Raw genomic sequence first — 13,687 nt, forward strand, 5'->3', positions numbered from 1 at the left:
CTTTCAGATCACGTTTTTCGTTTTATTACTTTTCTTATATTGACCTTTCGTTTTCTTTTCTATAGATTTTCACTTAGACATAAAATTGATGAAATGAAATGAAACGAAAGATTGTCATGTTCTACTTTGTACTGACCCATTGAATATGTACTACTAAGGACTGAGTTATGAGCGAAACCCAATCTGCCGGTACTTGCGGCACATCAACCTGGACTGAAAAAGAGATCCGCCAGCAACCAGCAAGCTGGATCCGATCGTTAAAAAACATTGAACGTCAACGTAACGATATCGACACTTTCCTTGCGCCGCTCCTGCAAACATCTGACCTACAGATTGTCCTGACAGGTGCCGGTACCTCAGCATTTATCGGCGATATTATTGCGCCGTGGCTGTCGCGCCATAGCGAGAGAAATTTTGTCGCAGTGCCCACAACGGACCTCGTTACTAATCCTGCTGACTATTTATCTCCCCAGCGCCCGACACTGCTCATCTCCTTTGCACGCTCCGGTAACAGCCCTGAAAGCGTCGCCGCAGTGGACTTAACCAACCAACTTGTCAGCCAGTGCCACCATCTGGTCATCACCTGTAATGAAGCCGGCAGCTTGTATCACAATGCGTTGAAAAGTGATAACGCACTGGCACTGTTAATGCCAACCGAAACCCATGACCGTGGTTTCGCCATGACCAGTAGCATCAGTACCATGATGGCCAGTTGTTTGGCGGTCTTCGCCCCCGAGGTCATCAACAGCACCAGTTTTCAGGATGTCGCAACGCGCTGTAAGCAGATAGTTGCTTCGCAGAGCGACTTTAGCACTGCCGTATTTGGTGACCTGCCCTTTAAACGGATTGTTTACCTCGGCAGTGGCGGATTACAAGGCGTGGCGCGCGAATCAGCACTGAAAGTGCTGGAGCTAACGGCAGGTAAATTAGCGGCGTTTTATGAGTCCCCCACCGGCTTTCGCCACGGACCAAAATCACTGGTTAACGCTGAAACGCTGGTTGTGGTGTTGGTTTCAAGCCACCCTTATACCCGTCAATACGACCTCGACTTGCTGGCTGAGTTGCGCCGCGACCAACAAGCGATGCGCGTCGTAGCGATTTGTGCCGAATCCAGCCCAGAAATCGACGCAGGCCCGCATATTTTGTTACCCGCAGCCCGAGAGTTTATTGATGTCGAACAGGCGTTCTGCTTCCTGATGTACACACAGATTTTCGCTCTCAGCGAATCTATCAAAGCAGGTATCACCCCCGACACCCCTTCCGCCAGCGGCACGGTAAACCGTGTAGTGAAAGGCGTCGTTATTCATCCCTGGAAAGGCTGAGAGGATCACTACATGAGCATTATTTCTACCAAATATCTTTTGCAGGATGCGCAGGCTCGGCGCTACGCCGTACCTGCTTTTAATATCCATAACGCGGAAACCATTCAGGCCATTCTAGAAGTTTGCAAAGAGATGCAATCACCGGTGATCCTTGCAGGTACGCCCGGCACCTTTAAGCACATCGCTTTTGAAGAAATCTACGCACTGTGCGAAGCCTACTCTGAAAGTTATGGCATGCCGCTCGCGCTGCATCTCGACCATCACGAGTCACTGGACGATATCAGCCGCAAGGTCAACGCCGGTGTACGCAGTGCGATGATTGACGGTAGCCACTTCCCATTCGCTGAGAATGTGGGTCTGGTGAAGAGTGTCGTCGATTTTTGTCATCGCCACGATTGTAGCGTTGAAGCTGAGTTAGGGCGTCTGGGGGGGGTGGAAGACGATATGAATGTCGATGAGGAGAGTGCTTTTCTCACTGACCCACAAGAAGCGCGTCGCTTTGTGGAACTTACCGGTGTCGATAGCCTCGCGGTTGCGATCGGAACAGCCCACGGCCTGTACGCCAAACGGCCAAAAATTGATTTCCAGCGCCTGGCAGAAATCCATGAAACCGTCGATATTCCATTGGTTCTACATGGTGCAAGCGATGTCCCTGATGACTATGTCAGACGAGCCATTCAACTGGGTGTTTGCAAAGTAAACGTAGCAACTGAGTTGAAAATCGCCTTCGCCGCGGCGGTGAAAAAATGGTTTGGCGATAACCCGGAAGGTAACGACCCGCGCTATTACATGCGCGTCGGTATGGATGCCATGAAAGACATCGTGCGCAGTAAAATCATCGTCTGTGGATCAGCTAATAAGTTAATCCCCGAAACTGAAACCTCGCTATAAATCTTGTGTCATCAAAATGTTGCCCGGCTACTGTCGGGTAACATCATGAATTCTAATCATTATCAGACTCAAAGCACCGACTCAAAATGCAAATAACCTTTCTGGACCTCAAATAACAAGGATATTCCCGATAAACTCGCTGATGTACCACGGCATTGTTAGCGCGGAAAATGCCTATTTTGGGTTGGAAAAAGTGCAGACCGACCATGACTTTGCTGATCAGGTCTGGAGCTACTTTGCAACGGGAACCCAGCTACAAGAGCTTTACATCACGCCATCCATGTTAAATAACAACAAATGGGATACGCTGGCGACCGCCGCTAAATGGTCACGGAAAAATAGCGATGTGCTGGTTGATACCCATTGGATTGGCGGTGACCCTACTGCACTGGAAGTTTATGGCTGGGCCTCATGGAATAAAGATAAAGCGGTATTTGGATTGCGTAATCCATCCGACAAAGAACAAAGTTACTATTTAGATCTCACTAAAAACTTCGAAATTCCGAGCGGCGAAGCAACGAGCTTCACACTTAAGAGGGTATATGGCACCAATGCAACTCTGCCACTCGATTACAGTAAGCCGGTGATTGTTAAGCTAAAACCACTGGAAACACTCGTCATCGAAGCAACACCGATGACTAATATGAAGTAACGCGCCTATCAGACCTGTCGTAATAATGCCGCCCGTTCTATCACGAAGGGGCGGTATCCGCTTCCAGCTTAATCAAATAGACCAACGCTTGTTCTCGGGTATCAGCACACATCTCCCGCAATGCTTGTAAGCTGGCACATACTGCCGGGCGTGAAGGGGAATGAAAAATGGCGCAACGCATACTCTCATCCAAATGCAGACAACGGGTATTGGCAGGCTTACCGAATGGCATACCGGGGATCGGGCTGGAAATAGAAGGAGCAATACAGCAAGCACCGCAATCTGAGCGACAGTCCATCAGCAGGCTCCTGTAGGCTGGTGGAATAACAGCAGACAATAGCAATCACCCCCATTAACTACCAGCACTATCCTTGCCCGGCGGTTTAATAACCGATCCATGCCATAGGCGGTGCTTTTCACCTCCGCACCATCAGTTCACTTTTTAACCGTTAAAATCCCAATTTGTACGATATTCAATCACAAGTTAATCCCATCACCAGACTAATCACTGATCATATGATCGGCATGAGTATATTCGTCTGTTTACAGAACCCTCACCAGCATGTACCATTAAGCTAGTACAAAAGAACCACTAACCTATTATTTATAGCCCGCGTCATTAACGTTACAGCAAGACAACAAATTCTGCTGTAGCGGCAAGGATGAAGGATATTTGGAGTTACCGATGTCGATGGATGTATCCCAACCGTTATCACGCCCTTCCGTCCTTGGCGGGGCGATGATAGTCGCCGGAACCACTGTAGGGGCGGGGATGTTCTCAATCCCAATCGTCACAGCCGGGGTATGGTTCAGCGGCTCAGTAATACTGCTGATTTATACCTGGGCTTGTATGCTGATTTCTGGCTTGATGATTTTGGAAGCTAACCTGAACTACCCCACCGGGGCCAGCTTTCACACCATGGTACAAGACCTGCTGGGTAAGATCTGGAGTTCCATCAATGGATTGTCGATAACCTTTGTGCTCTACATCCTGACCTACGCTTATATCTCCGCCGGTGGCTCAATCATTTCTCACACCCTACAAAATGTCGTGGGGATTGGTCAGACCGGTGCTGGCTTTATCTTTGTGTTATTGGTCGCATTTATCGTTTGGTTATCGACCCGCGCAGTGGATCGCTTAAGTACGATATTAATCGGCGGAATGGTAATTACATTTGTCATGTCGGTTGGTGACATGTTTAGCCATGTACAAAGTGCCGTTCTATTCAATCAAACTGATAGCAGCGCCCGCTATTTACCTTATGCACTGGCCGCACTGCCCTACTTGCTGACCTCATTTGGTTATCACGGTAATGTACCGGGGCTGGTGAAGTACTACCACAAAGACAGCAAAGCAGTGGTGCGCAGTCTGCTGTACGGCACCCTGATCGCGTTAATCATTTATGTCCTATGGCAGTATGCTATTCAAGGTAATATCGCCCGTGACGCCTTCAAACAGGTGATTGCTGACGGTGGCAACATCGGTAGCCTGCTAAAACAGATGGACACCATTTCGACCAGTCAGGCCACCAGCCAGTTACTCAATGCTTTCTCTTATATGGCGCTGGCTAGCTCATTCCTTGGGGTATCTCTGGGGTTGTTTGATTATATTGCCGACTTCTTTAAATTTAGTGATACCCGTAACGGGCGGACTAAATCAGCACTGATCACTTTTGTGCCACCGACCCTCGGTGCACTGCTGTTCCCGAATGGCTTCTTATATGCCATTGGATTTGCCGGTTTAGCGGCTACCATTTGGGCGGTAATAGTGCCAGCGCTGATGGCGCGGGCCAGCCGTAAACGCTTCCCACAGGCTGTTTATCGTGCTCCCGGCGGGCGTTTGATGATTGGTTTTATCATCCTGTTTGGTTTGATCAATGCCATTACCCATATTGCCGCACTATTGGGCTGGTTACCGGTCTATCAATAGGGTCATTTTTACACGGGAATAACCCTCTTTTTAGCGCTATCTCCAAAGCGTTTACTGTTGCCGCCAGGCCGCAAGCGAATAGCCCCAGCGACTTCAAATATGGAGGCGATATTTGCTTGCCTGAAACTGGCGGCGCGAGTAACTTGTCGCAACTTATCTTCAATCCTGATTGGCGGTTAATAAATGGCTAGAGCTAACGAAATAAAACGTGGTATGGCGGTCAACCTCAACGGCAAGTTACTGCTGGTGAAAGATATTGATGTGCAAAGCCCAAGCGCCCGTGGCGCAAGTACCCTGTATAAAATGCGGTTTTCTGATGTGCGGACCGGTTTAAAAGTTGAAGAGCGTTTTAAAGGCGATGAGATCCTCGATACCATCATCCTGACCCGCCGATCAGTGAATTTCTCTTACATCGATGGCGACGAATACGTCTTTATGGATGATGAAGATTTCACCCCTTATAACTTCAAAAAAGAACAGATCGAAGAAGAACTGTTATTTATTCCTGAAGGGGGTATGCCAGGCATGCAGGTTCTGACGATGGATGGTCAATTATTGGCGCTGGAATTGCCGCAGACTGTTGATATGGAAATTGTTGATACCGCCCCAAGCATCAAAGGCGCATCGGCCAGTGCTCGCAACAAACCTGCTGTGATGAGCACCGGCTTATCTATTCAGGTGCCGGAATATATCAGCCCGGGTGAGAAAATCCGTATTCATATTGCGGAACGCCGTTATATGGGCCGCGCTGAATAATACCCAATTCCCTTCATCTTTCAAGTTGCAGGTGTGTTGGCTGCTCTCAATAACCCGAATCACTTGACTGCGTAAGCTCATCGGGATTAATGAGCCTCATCCTTGAGGCTCACCCTGCGGGCTGGCATAAATGCTGTACAAATCGGTTCCCGACCGATTTGTATCTCGCTTGCCGCCTTCCTGCATCTTGAAATCTATTGGGTATGGTTGGGTATAAAACAGTTAAGGGCCATTTCTGGCCCTTAATATATTGAAAAATAGCGGGTTATTTTAGTTCAGGGAAGAACGCCCGTTTCAGCGCCAACTCCACACCACGCACCTCAGCTAACCCTTTCAAACGGCCAATCGCCGAATAGCCCGGATTGGTTTTCTTATGCAAATCATCCAGCATCTGATGACCGTGGTCTGGGCGCATCGGGATCGGACGCATATCACCGGCAGCCTGACGGCGTTGCTCTTCGGTCAAGATGGCTTTGACGACGGAATACATGTCCACATCGCCTTGCAGATGGCCGCCTTCATGGAAGGTCTTTGGGTTCCCTTCGCGGCAGGTCGAGCGTAAATGCGTAAAATGAATACGATCACCAAAGGTTTCGATCATCTTCACCAGATCGTTGTCAGCCCGCACCCCATAAGAGCCGGTGCACATAGTAAAACCGTTATGAATACTATCAACTGTCTCTTTCAGCCACTGCATATCTTCAATGGTGGAAACAATCCGCGGTAGGCCAAGGATTGGGCGCGGTGGATCATCGGGATGTACCGCCATACGCAGACCAACCTGTTCGGCAACCGGTATAATGGCTTGCAGGAAGTAAGCCATATTTTCACGCAGTTGCGCTTTATCGATGCCGTTATACTCCGCCAAACGTGCACGGAATTGATCCAGTGTATAACCTTCTTCAGCCCCCGGCAGACCAGCAATAATATTGCCCGTCAGCTTGGCGATATCCGCTTCAGTCATCGCATCGAAGTAATCTGCTGCCTGCGCCTGTTCTTCCGCAGTGTAATCATTCACCGCACCAGGGCGTTTAAGGATATGCAGTTCGAAGGTAGCAAAGGCTATCTGATCGAAACGTAATGCTTTGGAGCCATCTGGCAGTTGATATTCCAGATCTGTGCGTGTCCAGTCGAGCACTGGCATAAAGTTATAGCACACGGTATCAATACCGCAGGCCGCCAGATTACGTAGCGTTTGCTGATAATTTTCAATATGTTGCTGATAGTTGCCGCTGTGCGTTTTGATCTCTTCATGAATCGGGACACTTTCAACTACCGACCACACCAAACCTTTAGCGGCAAGCTCTGCCTGACGTTGCTTGATCTCACTCACCGGCCATACTTCACCATTCGGGATGTGATGTAATGCTGTCACTACTCCAGTTGCACCCGCCTGACGGATATCATCCAGCGACACCGGATCATGCGGGCCATACCAACGCCATGTTTGTTCCATTTATTTTTACCTTCTCTGCGTAAACTGTTCAGGTGCTAAAAATGTTGTTATACCGATTTCCAAGAGGTATCACTCAGCTTTATCCTTACTTTTTAACCGCCGGGTGTCAAAAAGCAAAACCTCATTGGTTGATCCACCTCACGAATATAACCAATATTGGACTTACCAATTTTATTTTCTGTCATATGGCTTTACACTGCAAGCCGATATTCATGGCAACGAGCAAAAGAAAATGGTCAGTATGGTGTGGCTTCTTTCCTACAAACAGCCGACTAAAACTGGTCTAACAACTTTTTATTTGCCACCTTTTATGTCAGCCCCTTTGTAATAATCGTGGGGTGAATGATTTTGGAGCCACGTATGAACACCATTGCCAACAGCCCCCTTCCCTCAACCGTACAGCAGCCTACTTATGATAGAACAGCACTGAAAAGCCGCATTGTTCACATTGGCTTTGGTGCATTTCATCGCGCCCATCAAGCGCTGCTCACTGACCGGGTGTTAAATAAACAAGGGGGCGACTGGGGTATTTGCGAAGTCAGCTTGTTTGGTGGCGACGTTTTGATTCAAAATTTACGCCAACAGAATCATCTCTTCTCAGTGCTGGAAAAAGGGGCGCAAGGTAATCAGGCCATTATTGTCGGTTCGGTTTGCGAGTCAGTCCATGCCCGATTAGATGGCATCATCCAAGTATTGGACAAATTGGCCGAACCACAAGTGGCGATTGTCTCACTGACGATTACTGAGAAAGGTTACTGCATCGAACCGGGTAGCGGCCAATTGGATCTGCAAAATGAGTTTATCCGCGCAGATCTGGCGATACCCGATGCGCCAACCTCCGCCCCCGGTATTCTGGTAGAAGCCCTGCGCTTACGTCGCTCACGCGGCCTACCCCCTTTTACTGTGCTTTCTTGCGATAATATTCCAGAAAATGGCCATGTCGTGAAAAATGCCGTCCTCGGCCTGGCTATGGCCCGAGACCCAGAACTGGCTAGTTGGATCAGTCAACATGTCACCTTCCCTAATACTATGGTCGACCGTATTGTTCCAGCCGCCACCGCTGAAACCTTGCAACAAATTGCCGATACCCTGAGCGTAGCAGACCCTTGTGGTATTGCTTGTGAGCCGTTCATTCAGTGGGTAGTTGAAGATAAATTTGTCGCGGGCCGCCCGGACTGGGAAGTGGCTGGAGTGCAATTGGTCGATGATGTCTTGCCATTCGAAGAAATGAAGCTGCGCATGTTAAATGGCAGCCACTCATACCTCTCCTATCTGGGTTATCTCGCCGGTTATCAACATATTAATGATTGTATGGCCGACAGTAACTATCGCCTCACCGCCCGTCGCCTGATGATGGATGAACAAGCCCCAACCTTGCGCGTCACCGGGGTGGATCTTAATGCCTATGCTGATCAATTGATTGAGCGCTACAGCAACCCGGCGTTAAAACATCGCACCTGGCAAATTGCCATGGACGGTAGCCAAAAATTACCACAACGGATGCTCGATTCCGTGCGTTGGCATTTACAACATGGCGGCGCTTATCGCTGTCTGGCATTAGGTATCGCCGGTTGGATGCGCTATGTAGGTGGGATCGACGATAACGGCCAGGCCATAGATATCCGTGATCCGATGGCTGACAGTTTTAAAAAATGTGTCGCCAGCAGTGAAGATGGCGTTGCCCGGGTACAGAGTTTGCTATCACTGAAGTCGCTGTTTGGTGAGTCCTTACCACAGCAGCCGGTATTTGTTGATGCAGTCACCGAGGCTTACCTCAGCTTGCAACAATTTGGCGCGAAAGAGAGTGTAAAACGTTTGGCGCAGCAGGATTAATTTAGCGCACTCACCGAATGAGCCTCAAGAGTGAGGCTCATTAATTCCAATCGAGTTAGTGAGCGCAGCCAACACCGCTGCAACTTCAAGACCGGAGGGTTTACCCAAAGTCATTGGAGGTGCAGGTAGGCGGCAAGCAAATGCATCCCGATGAGCTTACTCAAGTAAGTGATTCGGGTAAGTGAGCGCAGCCAACACCGCTGCAACTTCAAGGCCGAAGGGTTTACCCAAAGTCATTGGAGGTGCAGGTAGGCGGCAAGCAAATGCATCCCGATGAGCTTACTCAAGTAAGTGATTCGGGTAAGTGAGCGCAGCCAACACCGCTGCAACTTCAAGGCCGAAGGGTAAATTATTCTTCAAGCTGGTACGGCGCAGACTCAAACAAATAACCATCAAAATCAGGATGGTTGGCATCTGAAAGCTCGAGCAGTTTTAGTTTTACATTTTCCAAGTGCTGCCACATGGCTTGCTTAGCCGCTTTGCTGTCACGGCGTAACACAGCTTGCAAGATTTTCTGATGGTCTTCTAACCACTGCCAACGGTAGCTGAAATCCAGGGTGTGACGGTGAGCAACCTGCCACATGGCGCTGGTTTTGCGCGCTTGCCAGGCCTCTGTAACCATATTGGCTAGCACGCTATTTTGCGTCGATTGTGCCAGTAGGCAATGAAACAACTCATCAGCGCTTTCATCCACTGCCCCCGCAGCCAGTGCAGTCTTTTCCTGCTCGATGGCTTGACGCATTTTGATGATATCGGTTTTGGTCGCCTGCATGGCAGCAAAAGCGGCGACTTCGCTTTCCAGTAATTGGCGGGCTTGCAGTAATTCAAATGGGCCGTAACCACTATCAGAGGTCACTGCGGATTCACCGCTTGCTGGCATATCGGGCACGTTAACCACATAGACGCCAGAACCTTTGCGTACCTCCACCAATTTTTCCAGCTCCAGCATAATCAGTGCTTCACGAACCACACTGCGACTGACACTGAAATTTTCGGCGATGTCACGTTCAGGCGGTAAACGATCGCCTAAGTTGTATTGCCCGCTGACAATCGCCTCACGCAATTGACTGCCCACTTCCTGATATAACCGCATAACCTTATTTCCTGCATCAGGTATTGGCGTGACTAATACCAAATTGGCCTGACCAAAGGGTGTCTGAATGAGGGTTAGTATATCATGTGGTCGAACAATATCATTGTAGCCAAACAAGATGATTTCATTTGAATCGCATCATCCATCTAACACGGCTTATCACTGTGATAAGCCGTGCTTGTAGGAATACGTCATATTGTTTGAATATATTAGAGATAAGTGACGGTGAAAATTCCCAGACTACGCTGCGGGTTCAACCATTCCAGATGAGAAGAAGCTAAATTACCAGGTAAACGGGCAGTGAGAGGCATATTAGCAGAAACAACTTGCCGTTGAGTCAATGTCTCACCATTACGATAACAACGTGTTGTAATGATACTCTCGATGAAAGCGGTATCACATGGACTATCTACAATAGCACCAAAAAATGTAATTGTTCCTGTAGCAGACCGGGTAGATTGCGCACTACTTGCAGCAAAGGAGACTATCCATGAAAACATTATTGCTACGATAATTAGCACTCGAAAATTCATCATAACCACCTCGACTCTCATATCTGTCATTTTAAATGATAGAGGATTCCAGCCAGAGCGATGGGAATGAGCGAGCATTTTTTATTGCCCGACTCCGTTTATAACTCACTAAGATTCCTCGTAGAAGTGAATTATATTGCTTAGTCTTGCAACGCTATTAGGCGAGGTTCCTAACATACCTAGGAAATTGTCTGCCTTTTAGCCTTTTTCGTTTAATAATAAGCTTGGCTGGTGTTATATCCTCTTCTGATAACATCGACACCTTTGAGCCTTTTCTTGAGAGGTTATTGAAAATAAATTTACGGTAGGAGACCTCTGATGACAAAAACGAACTTGATTACTGGCTTTTTGGGGTGCGGTAAGACCACCACCATTCGCCATTTATTGTCACAAAAACCGCAAAATGAAAAATGGGCGGTACTGGTTAATGAATTTGGTGAGATTGGTATTGATGGTGCGCTATTAGCAGACAGCGGTGCGGTATTAAAAGAAATACCGGGCGGGTGCATGTGTTGTGTTAATGGGTTACCGATGCAAGTGGGTTTGAATATGCTGCTACAGCAGGCAAAACCGGATCGGTTATTAATCGAACCGACTGGGTTGGGCCATCCAAAACAGATCTTGTCTTTATTAACCTCCGATATTTACCAACCCTGGATTGACCTGCGTGCCACCCTCTGTCTGGTCGATGCCCGCCAGTTAAGTGAACCGCGTTATACCGAAAATGAGAACTTCCGCGACCAACTGGCGGCCGCAGATATCATCGTGGCAAATAAGCAGGATACCTACACCTCACAAGACTACAGTGCATTGCAGCAATGGCATGACCGCCAATCCATGCCACGTCCACTCTATTATGCAGAACAAGGAAAGGTAGATGCGGCCCTGCTTGATATCCCACACAGTAATAATAATGAATTGCCTGACGGTACCCATCACCACGGTTCAGGGCGACCAAAAGGCTTGGTGGCGCTCCGTTTAAAAGGGATCGAACCTTGGCGGCGGGCGCTGAATCAGGGGCAAGGTTATCAGAGCTGTGGTTGGGTATTTAATGCTGAGACAGTGTTTGATACGGTTCCATTGTTGGAATGGATACGGTTAAATCCAGTGGAGCGGGTCAAAGGTGTTATGCGTATTGCCGAAGGCACTTTGGTGGTTAACCGGCAAGGTGCTGACTTGCAAATAGAAACACGTCAAATAGCACCACTGGACAGCCGAATTGAACTGATTAGTGCCTCTGAAGCGGATTGGAACATGCTACAGCATCAATTACTGACTATCAGACTACATAAAGGGGTATGATATACCTCGATTTTTATTTGTTACACAATTCATACATTGATAATTTATAGGCCCCGCATGACTCGGCGTAATTTACCGACAATACTACTGCTCAATTTTCTTGGGATTGCTTTGTTCTTATCTTGGTATATCCCGGCGCACCATGGCGTTTGGTTTAAAATAGACTCGGCAATATTCTTCTATTTTAACCAGCACTTGCTGTCCAGCACGTCATTTCTGCATTGGGTGGCTATCACCAACAACCGGATTTTCGATGTTATTTCCCTTATATCTATGGGGCTGCTTTATTTGTACTTCTATATGAAGGAAACCCCCGCGGGTCGTCGCCGCCTGATAGTCACCGGATTTGTTATGCTATTAACTGCGGTGGTCCTCAATCAACTAGGCCATCTGCTGCCTGTTTCGCATCCCAGCCCGACACTAACGTTTGAAAATATAAATCGCGTCAGTGAATTAACCGGTATTCCAACCAAAGATGCCTCCAGTGATAGTTTCCCTGGCGACCATGGCATGATGCTGATGATCTTTGCCTGCTTTATGCTGCGCTATTTTTCCCGCAGTGCTTTTGCCATTGCCCTACTGATCGTCGTTATTTTTTCAATGCCACGGGTGATGATTGGCGCGCATTGGTTTACTGACATTGCGGTCGGCTCACTGTCGATAGTGCTGGTTGGGATAAGCTGGGTATTGCTGACGCCATTAAGTGACAAGATAATTGATGTGATTAACCGGAATCTGCCAGGGGCAAAAAGCCAATAGCGTTATTGGCTTTATATTAAGGCAAAAAAGTCCATTTTTTGCCTTTCTCTTACCTTAACCTTTTCCTTCATTTATTGTTACCAAACGGCTACAAATCCAGCTATCCATTTTTAATCTGAAATTTTACATTATGTTACATAACCTTTAGCTATAATAATGGATGTAAAAGGTCTCGCCTTTTATTAATCATTACGGTAATCTCGAAAACGTTTGTGTTCGGATTTGGGTCATTCGCCTCTTGCATGATTAATATTGTGCGTTCTAGCACAGTTATTCAGTTAAGTGATTGTCTAATCGGATCTCAATCAATAATCTCGATTCGTTTGGTTTTTTTGGTAGCGACATCCGTCGTAAGGACAGCAAGGGAAAACAACAACAATGGTCAAGTCTCAACCTATTATGAGATATATTCTGCGGGTAATTCCTGCGGTTGCAGCAGCGGTAATGTTATCCGCGTGTAGTTCATCACAGACTTCGAACTTACATAATGCGCAAACTGAGATGCGTGCAGTTAATGACAAAGATGGGCTTTTACTGCAAGCCTCTCAGGATGAATTCGAAGCGATGGTACGCAACGTTGACGTCAAGTCGAAGATTTTAGAACAGTATGCAGGGTGGAAGGGGGTTCGTTATCGTTTAGGCGGTAGCAGCAAACGCGGTATTGATTGCTCCGCATTTGTACAAACCACTTTCCGTGAACAATTTGGTATGGATTTGCCACGCTCAACCTCTGAGCAGCAGGATCTTGGCAAAACAATCCAACGAACTAAATTGCGCCCCGGTGATTTGGTGCTGTTCCGTGCAGGTTCGACTGGCCGCCATGTAGGTATCTACTTAGGTAACGATAAATTTGTGCATGCATCGACCAGTGTCGGTGTGACGATATCGAGCCTAAATGAAGATTATTGGAATAAGCGTTATCGCGATGGCCGTCGTGTCCTAAGTAGCGGTTCGCGCAGTTAGCTGATTTTTATTCCTGTTGTCCGAGATACCAAACGAAACTGTAAAACGCTGCCATTGGCAGCGTTTTTTATTGTCTGAACATACCTCCTTATCCCTCCGCTACCAGCCCAATTTCCGGTCAATTTGTAGGAAACCTCCTTTTTTGGCTGGGGGGCGCGAAATCCAAGAATTTTCTGTGTAAGATAATTCCCGCTTAG

The 13,687-nt window shown here is 47.7% G+C and carries 13 protein-coding genes and 1 pseudogene; 9 read left to right on the forward strand and 5 right to left on the reverse strand.

What is annotated here, in order from left to right:
• Positions 1 to 167 precede the first annotated feature (167 nt).
• The 3 genes and pseudogenes from V1952_RS14860 to V1952_RS14870 form a co-directional block, all read left to right on the forward strand.
• Complete coding sequence (locus tag V1952_RS14860; protein ID WP_420075003.1) at positions 168 to 1,322, forward strand: SIS domain-containing protein; 1,155 nt, start codon at positions 168 to 170, stop codon at positions 1,320 to 1,322.
• Positions 1,323 to 1,334: 12 nt separating this feature from the next.
• Positions 1,335 to 2,213, forward strand: a complete 879-nt coding sequence (gene kbaY / locus V1952_RS14865) for a tagatose-bisphosphate aldolase subunit KbaY (protein WP_420075004.1) — start codon at positions 1,335 to 1,337, stop codon at positions 2,211 to 2,213.
• Positions 2,214 to 2,334: 121 nt separating this feature from the next.
• Positions 2,335 to 2,865 (forward strand): annotated as a pseudogene (locus V1952_RS14870) (enterotoxin); the annotation flags it as partial.
• A 40-nt stretch (positions 2,866 to 2,905) separates the two neighbouring features.
• On the opposite strand, the gene V1952_RS14875 reads toward V1952_RS14870, so the two are convergent.
• A complete protein-coding gene (locus tag V1952_RS14875; protein WP_420071815.1) occupies positions 2,906 to 3,163 on the reverse strand; it encodes a YkgJ family cysteine cluster protein in 258 nt (85 codons plus the stop codon).
• A 387-nt stretch (positions 3,164 to 3,550) separates the two neighbouring features.
• Here V1952_RS14875 and mtr point away from each other — a divergent pair, with 387 nt between their 5' ends.
• Positions 3,551 to 4,795 carry a tryptophan permease gene (mtr, locus tag V1952_RS14880; protein ID WP_420075005.1) on the forward strand — a complete coding sequence of 415 codons (1,245 nt, stop codon included), beginning with the start codon at positions 3,551 to 3,553 and terminating at the stop codon, positions 4,793 to 4,795.
• Positions 4,796 to 4,978: 183 nt separating this feature from the next.
• Positions 4,979 to 5,551 (forward strand): elongation factor P-like protein YeiP, encoded by a 573-nt coding sequence (yeiP, locus tag V1952_RS14885; protein ID WP_420075006.1) that lies wholly within the window; start codon positions 4,979 to 4,981, stop codon positions 5,549 to 5,551.
• 265 nt (positions 5,552 to 5,816) lie between these two features.
• Here the strand turns inward: yeiP and uxuA are convergent, their stop codons facing one another.
• Entirely contained in the window at positions 5,817 to 7,007 is a 1,191-nt protein-coding gene (gene uxuA / locus V1952_RS14890; protein ID WP_372559389.1) for a mannonate dehydratase, read from the reverse strand.
• A gap of 360 nt (positions 7,008 to 7,367) precedes the next feature.
• On the opposite strand from uxuA, the gene V1952_RS14895 reads away from it, so the two are divergent.
• On the forward strand, positions 7,368 to 8,840 hold the full coding sequence (locus tag V1952_RS14895; RefSeq protein WP_420075007.1) for a mannitol dehydrogenase family protein: 1,473 nt from the start codon (positions 7,368 to 7,370) through the stop codon (positions 8,838 to 8,840).
• A 349-nt stretch (positions 8,841 to 9,189) separates the two neighbouring features.
• Here the strand turns inward: V1952_RS14895 and V1952_RS14900 are convergent, their stop codons facing one another.
• Both V1952_RS14900 and V1952_RS14905 read right to left on the reverse strand, forming a co-directional pair.
• Positions 9,190 to 9,933 (reverse strand): GntR family transcriptional regulator, encoded by a 744-nt coding sequence (locus tag V1952_RS14900; protein ID WP_420075008.1) that lies wholly within the window; start codon positions 9,931 to 9,933, stop codon positions 9,190 to 9,192.
• A gap of 209 nt (positions 9,934 to 10,142) precedes the next feature.
• Positions 10,143 to 10,469, reverse strand: coding sequence for a hypothetical protein (locus V1952_RS14905; protein ID WP_083163547.1), 327 nt, complete (start codon positions 10,467 to 10,469; stop codon positions 10,143 to 10,145).
• A gap of 315 nt (positions 10,470 to 10,784) precedes the next feature.
• Between V1952_RS14905 and V1952_RS14910 the strand changes: the two genes are divergently transcribed.
• The 3 genes from V1952_RS14910 to mepS all read left to right on the forward strand — a co-directional run bounded on the left by V1952_RS14910 (position 10,785) and on the right by mepS (position 13,490).
• The gene (locus V1952_RS14910; RefSeq protein WP_420075009.1) at positions 10,785 to 11,768 is read left to right on the forward strand and encodes a CobW family GTP-binding protein; all 984 of its coding nucleotides are present in this window, start codon (positions 10,785 to 10,787) and stop codon (positions 11,766 to 11,768) included.
• Between the two features lie 57 nt (positions 11,769 to 11,825).
• Complete coding sequence (locus V1952_RS14915; RefSeq protein WP_372559393.1) at positions 11,826 to 12,527, forward strand: phosphatase PAP2 family protein; 702 nt, start codon at positions 11,826 to 11,828, stop codon at positions 12,525 to 12,527.
• Positions 12,528 to 12,905: 378 nt separating this feature from the next.
• On the forward strand, positions 12,906 to 13,490 hold the full coding sequence (gene mepS / locus V1952_RS14920; RefSeq protein WP_083158357.1) for a bifunctional murein DD-endopeptidase/murein LD-carboxypeptidase: 585 nt from the start codon (positions 12,906 to 12,908) through the stop codon (positions 13,488 to 13,490).
• On the opposite strand, the gene V1952_RS14925 is transcribed toward mepS, so the two are convergent.
• Positions 13,487 to 13,687, reverse strand: a 201-nt coding sequence (locus tag V1952_RS14925; RefSeq protein WP_420075010.1) for a hypothetical protein, incomplete at its 5' end; no start/stop codon positions are given. The genes mepS and V1952_RS14925 overlap by 4 nt on opposite strands.

It is taken from the genome of Yersinia sp. 2542 StPb PI (genome assembly GCF_048593855.1).
Classification (GTDB): Bacteria; Pseudomonadota; Gammaproteobacteria; order Enterobacterales; family Enterobacteriaceae; genus Yersinia; species Yersinia enterocolitica_E.